The sequence below is a fragment of the Nostoc sp. JL23 genome, assembly GCF_017115065.1.
In the GTDB taxonomy this organism is placed as follows: domain Bacteria; phylum Cyanobacteriota; class Cyanobacteriia; order Cyanobacteriales; family Nostocaceae; genus Nostoc; species Nostoc punctiforme_A.
Map to the genome: position 1 here is coordinate 47,858 of NZ_JABXKN010000015.1, position 14,382 is coordinate 62,239.

At 45.3% G+C, this 14,382-nt stretch carries 20 protein-coding genes and 1 pseudogene; 11 read left to right on the forward strand and 10 right to left on the reverse strand.

Annotated elements, in window-relative coordinates; translation table 11 throughout:
- Positions 1-3 precede the first annotated feature (3 nt).
- Positions 4-624 carry a hypothetical protein gene (locus tag HWQ42_RS01775; RefSeq protein WP_292808784.1) on the reverse strand — a complete coding sequence of 207 codons (621 nt, stop codon included), beginning with the start codon at positions 622-624 and terminating at the stop codon, positions 4-6.
- Between the two features lie 156 nt (positions 625-780).
- Between HWQ42_RS01775 and HWQ42_RS01780 the strand changes: the two genes are divergently transcribed.
- Positions 781-921 carry a hypothetical protein gene (locus tag HWQ42_RS01780; RefSeq protein ID WP_292808786.1) on the forward strand — a complete coding sequence of 47 codons (141 nt, stop codon included), beginning with the start codon at positions 781-783 and terminating at the stop codon, positions 919-921.
- An 80-nt stretch (positions 922-1,001) separates the two neighbouring features.
- On the opposite strand, the gene HWQ42_RS01785 is transcribed toward HWQ42_RS01780, so the two are convergent.
- The 3 genes from HWQ42_RS01785 to HWQ42_RS01795 form a co-directional block, all read right to left on the reverse strand.
- Positions 1,002-1,379 (reverse strand): hypothetical protein, encoded by a 378-nt coding sequence (locus tag HWQ42_RS01785; RefSeq protein ID WP_292808788.1) that lies wholly within the window; start codon positions 1,377-1,379, stop codon positions 1,002-1,004.
- Positions 1,376-2,773, reverse strand: a complete 1,398-nt coding sequence (locus HWQ42_RS01790) for a DUF4055 domain-containing protein (RefSeq protein ID WP_292808790.1) — start codon at positions 2,771-2,773, stop codon at positions 1,376-1,378. The genes HWQ42_RS01785 and HWQ42_RS01790 overlap by 4 nt, the downstream gene beginning before the upstream one ends.
- A gap of 405 nt (positions 2,774-3,178) precedes the next feature.
- On the reverse strand, positions 3,179-4,087 hold the full coding sequence (locus HWQ42_RS01795; RefSeq protein WP_292808792.1) for a hypothetical protein: 909 nt from the start codon (positions 4,085-4,087) through the stop codon (positions 3,179-3,181).
- Between the two features lie 92 nt (positions 4,088-4,179).
- Between HWQ42_RS01795 and HWQ42_RS01800 the strand changes: the two genes are divergently transcribed.
- From HWQ42_RS01800 to HWQ42_RS01815, 4 genes are all read left to right on the forward strand, one after another.
- A complete protein-coding gene (locus HWQ42_RS01800; RefSeq protein WP_292808794.1) occupies positions 4,180-4,482 on the forward strand; it encodes an HU family DNA-binding protein in 303 nt (100 codons plus the stop codon).
- 76 nt (positions 4,483-4,558) lie between these two features.
- On the forward strand, positions 4,559-5,413 hold the full coding sequence (locus HWQ42_RS01805) for a tyrosine-type recombinase/integrase (protein WP_292808796.1): 855 nt from the start codon (positions 4,559-4,561) through the stop codon (positions 5,411-5,413).
- Positions 5,410-5,655, forward strand: a complete 246-nt coding sequence (locus tag HWQ42_RS01810; protein ID WP_292808798.1) for a hypothetical protein — start codon at positions 5,410-5,412, stop codon at positions 5,653-5,655. The genes HWQ42_RS01805 and HWQ42_RS01810 overlap by 4 nt, the downstream gene beginning before the upstream one ends.
- A 205-nt stretch (positions 5,656-5,860) precedes the next feature.
- Positions 5,861-6,199, forward strand: a complete 339-nt coding sequence (locus tag HWQ42_RS01815) for a hypothetical protein (protein WP_292808800.1) — start codon at positions 5,861-5,863, stop codon at positions 6,197-6,199.
- On the opposite strand, the gene HWQ42_RS01820 is transcribed toward HWQ42_RS01815, so the two are convergent.
- From HWQ42_RS01820 to HWQ42_RS01830, 3 genes and pseudogenes are all read right to left on the reverse strand, one after another.
- Positions 6,147-6,542 (reverse strand): DUF6464 family protein, encoded by a 396-nt coding sequence (locus HWQ42_RS01820; RefSeq protein ID WP_292808802.1) that lies wholly within the window; start codon positions 6,540-6,542, stop codon positions 6,147-6,149. The two genes, HWQ42_RS01815 and HWQ42_RS01820, sit on opposite strands and share 53 nt — an antisense overlap.
- Positions 6,529-6,621 (reverse strand): annotated as a pseudogene (locus HWQ42_RS01825) (DUF6464 family protein); the annotation flags it as partial. The gene HWQ42_RS01820 and the pseudogene HWQ42_RS01825, both read right to left, overlap by 14 nt.
- A gap of 865 nt (positions 6,622-7,486) precedes the next feature.
- Positions 7,487-8,272 carry a hypothetical protein gene (locus tag HWQ42_RS01830; protein WP_292808803.1) on the reverse strand — a complete coding sequence of 262 codons (786 nt, stop codon included), beginning with the start codon at positions 8,270-8,272 and terminating at the stop codon, positions 7,487-7,489.
- Between the two features lie 99 nt (positions 8,273-8,371).
- Here HWQ42_RS01830 and HWQ42_RS01835 point away from each other — a divergent pair, with 99 nt between their 5' ends.
- From HWQ42_RS01835 to HWQ42_RS01850, 4 genes are all read left to right on the forward strand, one after another.
- Positions 8,372-8,899, forward strand: coding sequence for a helix-turn-helix domain-containing protein (locus HWQ42_RS01835; protein ID WP_292808805.1), 528 nt, complete (start codon positions 8,372-8,374; stop codon positions 8,897-8,899).
- Entirely contained in the window at positions 8,881-10,386 is a 1,506-nt protein-coding gene (locus HWQ42_RS01840) for a terminase family protein (protein WP_292808807.1), read from the forward strand. The genes HWQ42_RS01835 and HWQ42_RS01840 overlap by 19 nt, the downstream gene beginning before the upstream one ends.
- Before the next feature lie 98 nt (positions 10,387-10,484).
- On the forward strand, positions 10,485-11,198 hold the full coding sequence (locus HWQ42_RS01845) for a sigma-70 family RNA polymerase sigma factor (RefSeq protein WP_292808808.1): 714 nt from the start codon (positions 10,485-10,487) through the stop codon (positions 11,196-11,198).
- Positions 11,195-11,962: a DUF3102 domain-containing protein gene (locus HWQ42_RS01850; RefSeq protein ID WP_292808810.1), complete on the forward strand. Its 768-nt coding sequence runs from the start codon at positions 11,195-11,197 to the stop codon at positions 11,960-11,962. The genes HWQ42_RS01845 and HWQ42_RS01850 overlap by 4 nt, the downstream gene beginning before the upstream one ends.
- Here HWQ42_RS01850 and HWQ42_RS01855 read toward each other — a convergent pair.
- Positions 11,946-12,524, reverse strand: a complete 579-nt coding sequence (locus tag HWQ42_RS01855; RefSeq protein WP_292808812.1) for a hypothetical protein — start codon at positions 12,522-12,524, stop codon at positions 11,946-11,948. The two genes, HWQ42_RS01850 and HWQ42_RS01855, sit on opposite strands and share 17 nt — an antisense overlap.
- A 123-nt stretch (positions 12,525-12,647) precedes the next feature.
- Here HWQ42_RS01855 and HWQ42_RS01860 point away from each other — a divergent pair, with 123 nt between their 5' ends.
- Together HWQ42_RS01860 and HWQ42_RS01865 are read left to right on the forward strand one after the other, a co-directional pair.
- A complete protein-coding gene (locus HWQ42_RS01860) occupies positions 12,648-13,259 on the forward strand; it encodes a hypothetical protein (protein ID WP_292808814.1) in 612 nt (203 codons plus the stop codon).
- A gap of 29 nt (positions 13,260-13,288) precedes the next feature.
- Positions 13,289-13,744 carry a hypothetical protein gene (locus HWQ42_RS01865; protein WP_292808815.1) on the forward strand — a complete coding sequence of 152 codons (456 nt, stop codon included), beginning with the start codon at positions 13,289-13,291 and terminating at the stop codon, positions 13,742-13,744.
- Between the two features lie 24 nt (positions 13,745-13,768).
- Here HWQ42_RS01865 and HWQ42_RS01870 read toward each other — a convergent pair whose 3' ends face one another.
- Both HWQ42_RS01870 and HWQ42_RS01875 read right to left on the reverse strand, forming a co-directional pair.
- Positions 13,769-14,008 carry a hypothetical protein gene (locus tag HWQ42_RS01870; protein WP_292808817.1) on the reverse strand — a complete coding sequence of 80 codons (240 nt, stop codon included), beginning with the start codon at positions 14,006-14,008 and terminating at the stop codon, positions 13,769-13,771.
- A 70-nt stretch (positions 14,009-14,078) separates the two neighbouring features.
- Positions 14,079-14,315: a hypothetical protein gene (locus HWQ42_RS01875; protein ID WP_292808819.1), complete on the reverse strand. Its 237-nt coding sequence runs from the start codon at positions 14,313-14,315 to the stop codon at positions 14,079-14,081.
- Positions 14,316-14,382: the final 67 nt, after the last annotated feature.

The window sequence follows — 14,382 nt, forward strand, 5'->3', positions numbered from 1 at the left end:
TGCTCAAAGCCTCATTCCCGCATAAGTCCGTTTCTGGTATACCAATCGACATCGACACCGCCCCCCACACTCACAATCAACCCCAGGTGCAACTACATTTTTAATAGGTGTCCAGCTTAACCTCTGGTAGGTAATACACGATTCACAATGCCTACTTTGGGCATCCAGCAAGCGTTTGGCGTAAAAATCGTACTTACCTCGACTAGTAAACTCCGATTCAAAGAATGAGGTTTTGGCACTTTTGGCATAACTCCCGGCCCGTCTAATCGCCTGTTCTGGGGTCAGTTTCCCCTCTGCTAAATCTTGCCCAAAGCCATGAAGGAATTTGTACTGCTTCTTGAGTTGTGCCCCAATCTTGCCATAATGAGAGGGCGTAAATTGTCTGGTTCCACCTGCACCAATGGCAGCAACCCGCAGGTGGGATTCCTTTAAACTCAATGCCATCCGGGTTTGGAATTCGGGTATATCAATTTTCCCTTGCGCTAAAAGCCTTGCGTGCCCCTTCAAACGTACTTCAGAGCGAGAGATTTCCTCATCCACAAACCGCGCCACATCAACTTGACGGACATAGCGCCCTGTCTCTAAATCGCGGTATCTGTGGCTACTTGGGTCGAATTGGTACATAGGAAGGCAGAAGGCAGAAGGCAGGAGGCAGAAGGCAGAAGGGATAGCGTTCGCGTAGCGTCTCGTAGAGAAGCGGTAGCGAGTCTTCGAGCGTCAGAATTTTTGTCAAACATTTGTTATAGGCATAAAATAGGCTTCAATGGACGGGGAGTAGCAATGGAGAATCCGGTTAATCCGGTGTGTACTCAGAGGGGCTATCAGGTAGACGAGCGGCAAGGCTACCAAGATTTGTTAACTCGTCACGAGTTATTTATCCTTCTGCCCTCTGCCTTCTGCCTTCACGCTTGGCATTTATGAAAAATTTTTCATGGGGTCGCGATCGCCTTACCATCTCATCCACGTCAGATTGGCGGATGGTGGCGAATTCGAGAAGTTGCTCAGGAGTTAGGGGTTGTCCCTTGGGTTTGAAGGTTCGCATTTTTTAAATTGACTAGTGCGCGGGCGATCGCGTTTATTGCTTGTTCTTGAGATATTGCTTTTAGTCCGGTATCAGCATTAAAAGGAGCAAAATGCAGATGCAGTAACTCATGAACTAGTGTTTGTTCCATATCGTAAGGACGCATTGCGTCGAATGGGTAGCCTTCGGGCTTAACCAGTTTGATGTCGGCAATTTTCTTGCCCAAGTCCCAAGTGATCTGTCCTTCCGCTTCATCCAAATAATCAGCAGAAACTATTTTGACGGACACATCCCAATCCATCAGTCCTAATATCTGCTGCCATTCTTGACAAGATTGTTGGGGATTTTCTAAATTCATTCGCTCAATACCTCGTCTTTGACTTGAACTTGTTGTGTCATTGCCACCTCAGCATCGATGTCAAATTGTCGGGGTAGCACCTTACCCGCTTGCAGTAGTAGCAATAGGGTGCGGTGGCTGATTAGCCCTTGTGACTGAAGGTCTTCCAACTTGCCTGTCTGCTCCGGCGTGAGTGGCATTGATAGCAGGTCTTCGTCCTGGGTAATACCACCTCCCTCAATCTCCCCGGTGTAAGCCACCCAAAGTTTAAAAATCTGCTGTATCGCTGATTCTTTCCGGCGGGCCACGCCTTTGAGGTTGGCGCTGGTTTTAGTGGAGTCCAAAACTACTTCTGTGGCGGTCTTTTGATGCTCTCCACTGGTCAAAAAGTCCAGCGTCATGCGATCCATCGCGGCTTCTAGGTCTTTAAGGTCTTCGCGGGAGGCTGCGATCGCCACGCCAGATGGTTCAGCAAAATAAAAGTCCCCATCCTTGGGAATGTCTAGCACCGAGTTGGGGCCAATTACTAAAGGGGGGACTTTTTTTAAATCTTCTGCCTGGCTTATTAACCCCTTTCTCACCGGCACTGGCAAGTTGCATTTCCGAAGCACCTCATTTAATTGGCTGCGCTTTTGGAAATGTTCAATGTTGAGCTTTGCCAGGTTCAGGAACGGTGCTTTGGCACTAAACAAACCGCTTTCAGTATCGGAGTAGTAAACGAGGGGAATTTCTGTAAGGCTTGTAGTACCTTGCTCTACAAGCAGTAATTGTTCTTCTCCCTTGGTTTCAATAATTTGAAAAACGAAATATTCACCTGGAATCAACACCCGATAGTAAACAGCAACTTTTTCCCCGTACTCCCCTTCCGGTTCTAATCGAGTTTCACGAATGGTCACTCGCGTTAATTGGGGCAAGCCGTTTATTTTGGTTGTTCGCCAGTTGAGAATGTCGCGGCGGTCGATTAATACGAGGTATGGGCGGCGATCGCTCTCCAATAAATCAGCCTGAGAATTGATATTAGGATCAACTGGCGGGAATTCAACCATCACCCCACACCAGCCATCTCGAAGGCAATACTGGTCAACCTCATGGAAAAATGTCCAGAGGTCATTGCCCATCTGGTCAATGTTATTTTGATTGCCCAGAATGCTTTGGGCAGTATCCTCATTGAGGCTGAAAACGCTCAAAAGTCCTGCGTAGTCTTTGATTGCAGGCTCAAAACGATTATCAAACGTGGTGCGCTTGATTCGGTCTGCCCATGCCTGGGACGGTTCCTTGGTTTCCTTGGGAAGATAAGCCCTTTCTCGCCCCTCCAAGTTATTCCAGCAATCAAGCAGCAGTAGCAGATTGCTAGAGTAGGCGGCAGCTGCTAGGGAGAGGGTTGATGGTAAATCGTTGGGATTGTTGGGGGGCAAGAGCTACATCACTTTGGGGGAGTGTACGTAAGCCTTTATTCCCTCAAAGGGAACAGGGTGGAGTCGAACCACCTGAGTTAGTCGCATTTCCAGCGTCACCCACACAAGTCCCGGTAAAGTGTATCTTGCATTTGTTTACCGTGGATGGGTCTAACTTAATTCATCTGCCCCGACTGTTCCTTGATGGCAAAGGTGGGAGTCAAACCCACAAGAGCTTATTTTCTTCGTCTCCAAGTCCACGCCTCAGTTTCCTGTTTTGTGGCTTCCATGCGCTCGTCACATACGCTGCTTTGCCGCGATTCGCCCTGTCCGCACGCAACGCATTTTGTAAGGTTTAGGCGATCGCATCTATATAATATTACCTGAACGCTATATCAGGTACTCCTGATTAGCGGCGGGAGGGTGTCAATCTTGGGTTGCCGATGTCCTCACACCCCTCGTACTGTCTGTAGTAGCCCTGTCCTCTAGATAGACCTTAGCCCCTTCGATGAGTTTATTTTCTATCTCTTTGAGGTCTGGATCTTTAGTAAATTTTTTGTAGGCAGACAAAATCTTCTTGCGTAGTGCAAGTCCAAATTCAGTCTCACCTTCAATAAAGGCGCTGATTGTATCAATCTCACCCATATCATCCATATTTACATTTTGAAAAAAGTTATTCAATGTCTGCTGAATTCCCTTTTTCGTTAAGTTGGCTGAATTTGCCTTTTCGCCATTTTTGATTTTTACGATATCCTCAATAGTCAACTCGGAAATCATAACTTTGGTGCTTTGCTTGCGAGAAGTTCGACTTGCTGACTTAGACGGTGTAGGGGTAATCACGCTTTCGCTTTCGCTTGTGCCGTTACCATCTTTGAAGGATTTAGCCCATTGTAAAACCACGCTATCGAATGCAGTTTCTGTTATCATCTCCGAGCCGTCCTCCATTGGATGAATTACTTCCCTGGCTTTGCCAAGTAGTTTTTTCACCTCAGTTGGCGATGTGCCTGTGGCGCGTCCGAGAGTTTCTATGCTCAAGAATCTCGTTTCTGTGGCGCTGTCGGCAACGGTTATTCTTTCTGCGGTTGCAACCATACTACTCGCTCCAGTTTCTTCACATTCTAAACATATTTCATAGCCTAAAAGTGACTTTAATTTAAGAAAAAGTTCTTGGCGATATTGCAGCAGAGTAAAAAGTGATGAAATACTCGCACATCTTAAATTTAAGATAGTCTGTCCTTGAAATACTGAAATATAGGGTATCACTTGGTTTAACGCTGAAGACAATTTTGGTTCATCAAACAGCAACGAAAGTAATTCACCATTGTTAATATTCATAAAAGGCAAGTATTTTTATTCCTTTTCCCCCTATCAATCAAGAGGCAACGGTGTTAGAGTTCCAGTGTCTTCGGTGCTTTGAGGTATAGAAAATGAATAAAGGTGAATTGGTGGATGCGATCGCAGAAAAAACTGGTGTTACCAAAAAACAAGCTGATGCGGTCTTGACTGCTGCGTTGGAAGCGATTATTGAGGCTGTAGCTGATGGTGATAAGGTGACGCTAGTGGGATTTGGGAGCTTTGAGAGGCGCGATCGGGCTGCTCGTGAAGGGCGTAACCCAAAAACGAATGAGAAGATGCAGATTTCGGCAACCCGTGTTCCTGGGTTTTCGGCTGGAAAAGCTTTTAAGGAAAAGGTGGCTGATGGTTTTGAACCTGCGGACGTTGCAGCCTAATACTTTATGCAACAAAACATGAATTTTGTTGCATAAAGTGTTTGGAACTCTAAAACCGTGATATTTCAAGGTCTTCATGAGTTCCATTTCCCGCGTCTCGACTGACCAAAAACTCATTGAGATGTGGTTGCACGGCCGGCCCATTTCTACCCAAAAAGAGTACCGCCGCGATGTACAAGTATTCTTTGGGTTTGCAGCCAAAGGACTGGCAGAGTGTAATTTAGAAGATTTGCAAGGCTACTCCAATTACTTGGATGAGAAAGGTATTAAATCCAGCACCAAGCGCCGCAAACTGAATGTCGTAAAGTCGCTCTACAGCTTTGCCGCCAAGTTAAACTATGTTCGCTTCAACGTGGCGGCGGCCCTAAAAATACCCAAAGCTAGTAACTCGCTGGCTGGACGGGTTCTCAAAAAGAAAGAAGTTTCCAGTTTGACCGCCAAGCGTCAAAATGTGAAGTTGCGCGATTACTGCTTTTTGAGACTACTTTATGCCACTGGGATGCGGGTAAGCGAGATATGCCGTCTGGTGTGGAGTGACTTCTATGAGCGCGACACTGGGGAAGTTCAAGTAACTATCTTGGGAAAAGGCGACAAAACCCGGACGGTATTAGTGCCAGCAACAATCTGGGCAGAGATGGAAGAGTTGCGGGGTAAGACGTATGAAAGTTCGCCCGTATTTGCCTCGGTTAGAGGCAACGCCATAGAACGAACAACAGCACACCGGATAATTAAGCAAGCTGCGGCGGCATCTGGGGTCAAGTCTGAGGTTTCGTGTCATTGGCTGAGGCACGCGCACGCCCAGCACGCTTACGCTGGCGGCGCACGCATTGACTTGTTGCGGGACTCTTTAGGACACAGTAATATTAGTGTCACCAATGTTTACCTGGAGAGCAATCCAGAGGATTCCAGTAGTAATTATCTCAGACTATGAACTACATTAACGTATCCCGTGCAACTGTTGCCGATCTCCAGCCTAGAACCCGACTCTACGCTTATAGCGGTGATCGCCTCTATGTAGCCCGAATTGGCAATTGCGATGATTGGGCTGCCTATAAAGGTAGTGTTAATCAAAGTTTGGACGTAGTGGCAGACTGCGGGATAAAGATTGCAGAAGTTGAGGCGGTGCGGTTGTTCAAGGTTTGTGCTGAGACGGGCTTAAAATACCGTTATTAAATCCAGAATGCCAGTCATATCCAAAATCAGGCAAAAAGATTCCACTGTAAAACGTGATCATTATCACTGCTTGCAAGGTAAATAGGGCTGACAGAATGGCAATTAGGCTTGAGTCTTTCATAATGTTCGGATCGGTGGTTAGTAGGGGTATCCGCTCATTAGACTTCTTCATAGTCCATTGAATTATCGTTGGTAGGTTCTGAGTATGTACTTCATTCTAGATGAAGGGCACAATTGCATCGCTGTTGATTTTGCGGAGTGGTCAGCGTGGTGCAAGGTCGATGAAAACTGCGAAGTCGCTGAAGATTTTCTACTTGGTGGTCAAATCCGAGTTTCTACAGTTTTTACAGGAATAGACTCAGAAGCACTTCCCAATAAACCACCAAAAACTTTTCTGACAATAGTATTTGTTGGTTGCGGCATTGCTGATATACATCGGTATCTAACTTGGGATGAAGCGCTGATTGGACACAAAGAGGTAGTTAATGAACTTAAGCTTCTTCATGATCCTTGCATTTGTGACACGGCCCATCTGGATTTATAGCACACCGGAGATGAGGCGATCGCGCATTCCACTTGCAACCCACATCGCCTATGGAATGGGGTTCCTGGCAGGCACTATTCAAGGCGGCAGAAAACTCATCAATTGTAATTCCAGTCCTGCCTATCAGCCGAAATGCTTCGGACATTGCCTGTATGTCATTGCGGGTTTGGCTGTCGCTCTTTATTATTTGATACCGCTTCCAGTCCCAATACGCCACAAGAGCGAAAATCCCACCAAATATTAGCCCTGCAAAGGTAAACCAGCCACCTTGGGCAATCATTAAGATGGTATTTTCAGTAATAGCGATCGCACTTAACACCGTAAAACAATCAAATTTTTTCATAATCCTTACACCCTTGGCACGGGCCGTCTGGGTTCACGGCACAGCGTATCATTCTAGACCTAGCATTATATTTGCAAGTCCGCAATCCAAGCCCCTCGTATTCACTATCTGCGTCGCACCCTTGCCAACGTCTTTCTGTAGACGGAGTGATTCGTTCCGAGTATGGTGGTGACTCTAAGAAGCAGTAAAAATATTCGCGACCGAATTCCGACATTTGCACCATATCTTCCATAGATATTCCAAGCGTTTGAGCAGCAGCCAATCTCATACTGTTTGGGCGAGTAGTTCCTGGGTGGGTGGTGAAAGTAATACGAATTTCATCTGGTGAACTACCAGACATATTTACTTGATGCGTATTAGGAGAAAACAGAAACCAGCCTTGTTGATTATCTTCGACCCATCCCAGCAATTCACCTTGCAGCAACATTCCACCAATTTCTACACTGTCGCCTCTTCTGATGGCATCAGATTGAATCCGCGCCCTAATTGTTACTGTTGTGTGGTTACTGGTTAAGTCCCCTTCCTGCATTACCTCATGCAGAATCAAATTAACTGACCTTTTTCCTGCCTGATGAATTTTGGCAAAATGCTCCTCTCTCCACCTGACGATAACCCAGTTTTGACTGTCATCAGGAGCCATGAGTCTTCTAATGCGATCGCAAATTTCAGTAACTACAAAATAAGGAAGCTCACCCCTTCTATAGCGTTCAAGGTCTTCGACGCGTATTAAATGCTCAACTCCATGCACCATTGACGAACCACGCCATTTAAACCTAATTGTCCAGTGCTGGCATTCTTGATAAAAATACGTGCTAACCACAAATCGTAAATCAAATTGTTCAACCACAGTTTTGATAAACTGCTTGATATCGTGCGCGTCAATTTCATCTGTAGCGTCAGTCCACAAGTGCAGCCGACAGTTTGGCAGAAATTCAAAAATGCTCTCAATCTGGTTCATTTCTTAATAGTTTTGACAGTGAAATTTTTGCATCTCTACAACAGCATCCGATATCTTTTAATATATTTTTGACCAGATGCTGATCTTCTGCGAAGTAATTAACTATACCCTCAAGCGCCCATTGCTGGCAGTCACGAAGGAGATTTAATTTTTTCTCTAAAGCCTTTAAATCATCCGCTAATTCCCGATATTTCTTGGCTTGCTGCTTCCTCTCCCATTTATCCAGCCAAGGGCGAGGTAGAGTATCTGGATCGCGCCCCAGGATATAAACCTGCTCTAGGAAATCGATTTTATCTTCCCAGTTACCCTTGAGACTCCAGCCGTCGTGCTTCTTGGAAAATTTTTCATACTTGATTAACTGGATTTTAAATTTGTCCCAAAGTTTTTGTCTGTGGGTGCGATCGTAGTCCACAAGATAATCACATCCTGGGATTCGTAGCTCTATATAGTGTGAGCCAGTGGGAGACTTCCGTTGGTTCAAATATTCACAGATATCACGCCACAGCCTGACATCCTCGTAGGTTATAGGTGCGTCCCATTGATCGATTAGCGCTTCACAAAACCTCAGCCCATCGTCTACATCCAAGCAATTTGATAGATTGTTGAAGCTCAAGCGATCGCCAACCTCATCATAAATCGCATAAGCCCAGTACATATTATGCTGAGTGCTACTCCCTCCTCCCGCGTAAATGCAAATCTGGCGGTTTTGGTATGGTGAGCAACAGCAAAATTTTAGGGCATCCTCGATGCGTTCTGGTGGAAAATTGCTCATAAAAAAATCGTTAGACAAATCAGACATTAAGTCACAAACACTACTCAGTAGGGAATCCTGGATTTGTCTATAAAATCATAATTTCTATATTGTCCAATAATGTCCAGGAAGAAAGATAGCGATAAAATCAAGCTTGCTGAGGCAAAGTATATTACAGGTGAAGCACCTGAAGAAATAGCTGCTGCCCTTGGTGTTACTCGTCGCACCATCGATCGCTGGGCAAAAGATGGTAACTGGGATTCGCACCGTGAAAATAATAAAAGCAATGATAATTTTGCTTTACCAAATGGTAAAGCAAACCGTAACGTTATTCAGCTTCAGCCAAAACCTCGTGAGAAGCTTGGAGGGACGAAGCTACGGGAAGCTGTTGCTAGACGACGCGACACGAGTGAGGATCTGGATGATGTCAGGGTGGTTGAAAGTGCGATCGCTAATATTCACGATTCACTTCCAGGCGCAGAACTAGGCAAAGGAAGCATGGCGACGGCGCTTGTGAAACTAATTGAACTGAAGCGCAAGTTGAAGCCTGAGACGGTGGCTGATTTGGTTGAACGCGCCATTGAACTTGATATTGGCCCTGAAGAATTTTTATCTGAGTTGAAAAATGCGTGGCAAAGAAGGGCTTAAGCGCAAGGCAGAAGTGGGATGAGGCTTTAGCTCAAATCGCATCTCTTGAAAAAGAATTGAGCAATCGTCTATGGCGGCCTTTACCTGGGCCACAAACAATTGCGTATGAATCAACAGCTGATGAAACTTTCTATGGCGGGGCAGCCGGTGGGGGGAAAAGTTTTTTGATTTTGGGTTTGGCGCTGACCTCTCACCAAAATTCGATTATCTTTCGTCGTGAATATCCCCAATTGAAAGGCTTGCTGAAGGATTGTAGAAAAATTCTCAGGGGTACAGGCGCTCGGTATAACTCAACTGAAAAAATGTGGAGTGGACTACCGGGGGGGAGAAGCCTTGAGTTCGGGGCTTGTCAGCATGAGGATGATGTCGAGAAATTCCAAGGCCGCCCCCATGACCTCAAGGCAATTGACGAAATCACTCACTTCAGTAAATCTCAATTCAAATTTCTGACTGGATGGTTGCGGACTGATGACCCCAATCAAAAATGCCGGGTAGTCTGTACCGGAAATCCGCCGACAACAGCTGAGGGGCGATGGGTGATCGAATATTGGGCCCCCTGGCTTGACCCCAAACATCCTAATCCCGCAGTGCCGGGAGAATTGCGTTGGTTTGCCACTTTAGATGGAAAGGATGTCGAGGTTGAGTCCGGTGAATCGTTTGAGTACACGGATGCTGAAGGTAAAACTGAAACTATTACGCCGCGATCGCGTACTTTCATCCCCGCCAAAATTGAAGATAACCCCATATATATGAAGACTGGCTACAAGTCAGTACTTCAGTCATTGCCCGAACCACTGCGGAGTCAGATGCTTAAAGGTGACTTTGCCGCCGGCGTCGAGGATGACCCCTGGCAAGTTATCCCAACTGAGTGGGTAGTTGCGGCAATGAAGCGGTGGTCAGTGCGTCCCAAAATCCCTATGACTTGCCTGGGTGTAGATGTGGCGCGGGGTGGTTCTGCCAAAACCGTAATTGCTCCCAGATACGGCAATTTTATCGACAAACTGCAAAAACATGCAGGCAAGACAACGCCTAATGGCGGGGCGATCGCATCCTTGGTACAGGTGGAGCTAGCTCTTGATGCCTACATCCATATAGATATTTGTGGTGTTGGCTCATCCCCTTATGATGTTTGCGTAGAAAGGGGGATAAACGCTCACGCTGCTAACGGCGCTGGGGGGTCAAGTAGTAGGGATAAAAGCGGCAAGTTTGGTTTTATTAATAAACGAGCCGAGTGGTACTGGCATTTACGCGAAATCCTAGACCCTACCAATGGTGATGATATCGCCCTGCCTGATGACCCCGAACTTTTAGCCGATCTAACAGCACCTAAGTGGAAAATTACTTCATCCTCCAAAATTCAAATTGAAGCTAAAGACGATATCCAAAAGCGAATTGGACGTAGCCCAGATTGTGCCGATGCGGTTGTCTATGCTTTTGGCAATGTGGAATTTGCTATTTGGGCGGAAGATATCGCTACCTGGGGTTAATTTTATACTCTTCGGAAAACAGTCGCTCCACTTGGGGAGACCCTCTGAGCGACTGCCTCACTTTATGAAGTAAATATCAAGTTTCCGTACTCCCTCTAATGACTGTATTACTTGCCACCAAATACCCTGATGATATATTTGGTTACGAAAAAATGCGATCGCCAGTTAATAAGCGGAATATACTCGCCGAGAAAAATGAAAAATTGGTGCATCGAGTGGTACATCGCATGGCTCAAGTGTGTCGGGAGCCTTATGAGGATTTATATCAATTGGGTTATATCGGGCTTTTGAAAGCCGCCGATCGCTTCGATTCAGGTACAGGAAACGCCTTTAGCTCCTTCGCTATTCCTTATATCCAAGGGGAAATTCAGCATTTTCTCCGTGACCAGTGGCAAAGTGTAAAACTTCCTAGAACTGCTCTTGAAACTAAGGCGAAAGTACGTAGAATACAGCGATCACTTGCCTCTCTTGGTAGAGAATCTGATACTTTGCAAATCGCACTGGGACTTGGAATAAGTGAAGAAAAATGGCGAGAAATTGATGCTATTGACAGCAATATAACGATTAGCTTGGATGAACTACTTCACGAACCAGTCCAGCCAGATGAGGCAGAACGTGATGAAGAAATAATATTAAAGCATTTAGTTAATCTCCAACCTAATCAGAGAGTGGCTATTGTGGAAAAGTTTTTGCATTCCACGAGTATTGCTGATATTGCTAAAAAGCAAAATAAAAGCCAAGAGAAAATCAGGGCTTATATTAATCTGGGGTTAACTAAAATTCGCCTATCTATTTTAAAAGAAACATTATGAACTTAACAGAATTAGCTATTAATATTAATGAGGCTTTTAGCCAGTCTAAGGAATTTTATCAAGCTGGTATTGAGGCTTTAACATCTGCGATCGCAAGTGATAAAAAAGCAGGAGAAATATTACTTAAAGTCAAGAGCTTTTTGCCTTATGGAGAGTTTGGCGGGTGGGTTACTGCTAACTGTCATTTCACCCATCGCCATGCTAATCGCTTAATGGTAATTGCGAAAAACTGGGAGAAAATCACCGCCACTTTAGACACGCGTGTCGAAGCTGAGTCGCCACTACTTTCTCTTAGAAGTGCTTTATCCCTGGCTACCGCCGAACCCAAACCGGAAGCACCGCCGCCAGAACCAACGCCAAAGTATAAGGTAGCACTAAAAAACCACCCCTGCTACGGGGAAACAGTCGAGGTAAAGCAGGAGTTAAATCACGGTGATATCCTTCTGTGCAAGACTTCTAACGGTGACTTTGCCTTCGTAAAAAAAGAACTAGTTCCTGAATCTCAGTCGCTTGAACCAATCAATGCTGAAATTATTGATGAAGAGAAGGAAGATATTTCTGAGCAGTTGAAGCAAGCGATCGCTTTGGTGATTGAATACTTGTCGGAAATGCAGCTCAAAGCTGTGCTAGCAGCTAGTTTGAGCATTGGCAAAGACCACTTACCAACTGATGCTCTCTTCGTTGCTGCTAAGTTGATTGGCGGGCAGGAAATAGCTGTGTTAAACCAAGGTGACGCTCGCGGACTCGCTAACGCTGCGCTATAGGCACTTGTTTCAATACCTGCCAGCCAGTTTCATTCCCAACTTTTCCTAGCTTTATAAAGGCGAAGCTCCCGCGAATGAAAGTATCACCATCCTTTGCCGCTTTTGGGGAAACTCCTATCAGTTCTTTAATTTTAGAAGTGGGCAATATCCATTCAAATTCTGCTGCTTTTTCTAGTTCCTCGTAATTAGTCAATGGCGATGAATCCCTTGCGTAGGCGTAAGACATCATTTTTTCCATTAGTTCTGCCATGATGTTGATGGCGTTGGCGTAGCCCGCCGCAGGCATCGCATCACTGTTGTTAAATTCAATGTCCTGTTCCAGTTTGTCCAGTTTGTCCAGTGCTTCTACTTGAACTTCTGGCTGAATTGGGAAATCAGCGATCGCACCCCCACTCCGAATATGCTTGTCCAGTCTGTCCAGTAGGTCTAATTGTTCGGCAGATATTTCCCCTCGTTTTATTGGTTCTATGTTTAATCCATTGATTCGGTTGTTAACGGCTTGCCTAGAGTTCAGTTTGTAACGCTGCTGTAGGCTAGATATTTTGATGGTTTGTCGGGTCATTGTTAACTTGTCCAGTTGTCTACTGGACAATTCTAATATGTCCAGTGGATGACTGGACAATTCCCTCTGCGGGAACTCGTTAACTGATAACTGACAACTGATAACTAATAACTGATAACTGATATGCTTAAACTTCCTTTCAAGACTTCTCCTCAAGAATTTGAAAAAGTTACTGTAGGAAATTCCCAAATCGGTGAATTGGAATTGCCAAAATATGGCGACATCAGCCCCAATGAACGTATTTTTATTAAAGCAGCTAACCTAGCAGATATTCGCATTGCCGCCGTGAAATTGGCAAGCGAGATCGCTGTTAAATCAGGCAAAAAAGTGATTGAAATTTTCAATGCACTGACTCAAGGAGATAGTAAGTCTTTAGAAGAGTACTTGGAGCAATTTGTAACCTTTCAAGACTTAATGGACGAAAATTCTTCTGCACGTAATTTAGTGCTGGCTACTACTGTAATTCAACGGTTAGTACCGGATTGGAAGCTTGAGAATACTGGCGATCCAAATCAACTTCATCCGCAATTGCTGACTCTGATTGTTGAATTCGCCAAAAATGAAGAAGCTGGCTGGCCCACAGATGTGGCCCCAATCACGGAAGAAGAACTGGGAAACTCGATACCGAACCCAGAGATCCCGACTGGGGAGAAATCTACTGGAGAGTCCGCCGCTACTGGCCGCAAGAAGAAAGATTTAGTGAAGGAAGATTTGGAAGCCAGCCAACCTGGGTAATTTTACAAGCGCTGCACTATGGCGCTAAGTTGCACCGTGAAGAGTTACACCTAGCTGAGTTAGGTATTGCCACTCTCACATCGTGCTTTGTCAATTCCAACCGCGATCCGAAATCTGAAGCGGCGAAACCGAGTGATTTCTTTTACTTCACTCCTGCTGATGATGATGGGGAAAGGATTTCCTCAACTGCTGCTAATGCCTTCTTTGCATTGGCTGACGCGGGTAAATTGCCTGGATGGTGTGTGGCGATCGCACCTGTTGACAAGCTGTCCAAATCCCGTAATAGCGATCCTTGTACGCCCCTTGTGTGGATTGGTGAGGGCGTGGTGCTGCTACAGCCGGTTGTTGATAATGGGTTGGTGCGGTTCCAATTGGGCTTTGTTGATGGTGTGAGTGGGGCGATCGTCACAGATGGCGGGGTGGTTAAAGTCCCGGCATTGGGCGAAGCGTGGGTGCTTGATGGGGAGTTTGCAGTTATTAGCTAATGAAAAATTTTTCATCAGTAGTAATCACGAGTCTGTGTTATTCTCCCAAAACAGTCCCTTCCATTTGTAGCCCTTGGATTCTAGCCACCCATAAAGATTCTCTCGCCGCATCTTCTCAGCTATTAAGGTTTGCTCTATCACAGCATAAATGTTGGGAAATCTTGCTGTTTTTATCTCAACATACTTCAAGATCGCCCTTTTAGCTTTCTTGGTCAATGGCTGTCGGGGATTTGGGACAATACGTTTTTTAAGTTTTCTAGGCATCAAATGAAGTCTGGATCTGGATGAGGAATTTGAAGTCACCTCATGAAAAATTTTTCATGAGGCATGGATATCAGTATTTTTTGCCGACTTGAGATATAAAGCTTGCACACTCATTTTCAAGTTTATCTAGTTCTTGCGCTCCCTGCTCCTCGCTTACCTCTTCATCTCCGAGTTCTTTCACCATTTGTAAAAGTGTCCATATACCAGCGTAATAAGCCCGCCGCGTTTCCTGCCTCTGGATAGGAGAACAGCCTTTGGGCAAAACTTTTGAGGCGTATTCAAGCCATTCTTGCTCTAATGTTTTCATGGTAATTACTGACATTTAAATACTTTTATTATCTTAAACAGGGAACCCATTGGTTGATGTAATGCTG

Coding starts and splice junctions, on each gene's coding strand:
- HWQ42_RS01875 (WP_292808819.1), bottom strand. CDS start 14,315: ATGAAAACATTAGAGCAAGAATGGCTTGAATACGCCTCAAAAGTTTTG.
- HWQ42_RS01855 (WP_292808812.1), bottom strand. CDS start 12,524: ATGACCCGACAAACCATCAAAATATCTAGCCTACAGCAGCGTTACAAA.
- HWQ42_RS01830 (WP_292808803.1), bottom strand. CDS start 8,272: ATGAGCAATTTTCCACCAGAACGCATCGAGGATGCCCTAAAATTTTGC.
- HWQ42_RS01850 (WP_292808810.1), top strand. CDS start 11,195: ATGAACTTAACAGAATTAGCTATTAATATTAATGAGGCTTTTAGCCAG.
- HWQ42_RS01815 (WP_292808800.1), top strand. CDS start 5,861: ATGTACTTCATTCTAGATGAAGGGCACAATTGCATCGCTGTTGATTTT.
- HWQ42_RS01835 (WP_292808805.1), top strand. CDS start 8,372: ATGTCCAGGAAGAAAGATAGCGATAAAATCAAGCTTGCTGAGGCAAAG.
- HWQ42_RS01785 (WP_292808788.1), bottom strand. CDS start 1,379: ATGAATTTAGAAAATCCCCAACAATCTTGTCAAGAATGGCAGCAGATA.
- HWQ42_RS01870 (WP_292808817.1), bottom strand. CDS start 14,008: ATGCCTAGAAAACTTAAAAAACGTATTGTCCCAAATCCCCGACAGCCA.
- HWQ42_RS01800 (WP_292808794.1), top strand. CDS start 4,180: ATGAATAAAGGTGAATTGGTGGATGCGATCGCAGAAAAAACTGGTGTT.
- HWQ42_RS01775 (WP_292808784.1), bottom strand. CDS start 624: ATGTACCAATTCGACCCAAGTAGCCACAGATACCGCGATTTAGAGACA.
- HWQ42_RS01795 (WP_292808792.1), bottom strand. CDS start 4,087: ATGAATATTAACAATGGTGAATTACTTTCGTTGCTGTTTGATGAACCA.
- HWQ42_RS01820 (WP_292808802.1), bottom strand. CDS start 6,542: ATGAAAAAATTTGATTGTTTTACGGTGTTAAGTGCGATCGCTATTACT.
- HWQ42_RS01805 (WP_292808796.1), top strand. CDS start 4,559: ATGAGTTCCATTTCCCGCGTCTCGACTGACCAAAAACTCATTGAGATG.
- HWQ42_RS01780 (WP_292808786.1), top strand. CDS start 781: ATGGAGAATCCGGTTAATCCGGTGTGTACTCAGAGGGGCTATCAGGTA.
- HWQ42_RS01860 (WP_292808814.1), top strand. CDS start 12,648: ATGCTTAAACTTCCTTTCAAGACTTCTCCTCAAGAATTTGAAAAAGTT.
- HWQ42_RS01845 (WP_292808808.1), top strand. CDS start 10,485: ATGACTGTATTACTTGCCACCAAATACCCTGATGATATATTTGGTTAC.
- HWQ42_RS01810 (WP_292808798.1), top strand. CDS start 5,410: ATGAACTACATTAACGTATCCCGTGCAACTGTTGCCGATCTCCAGCCT.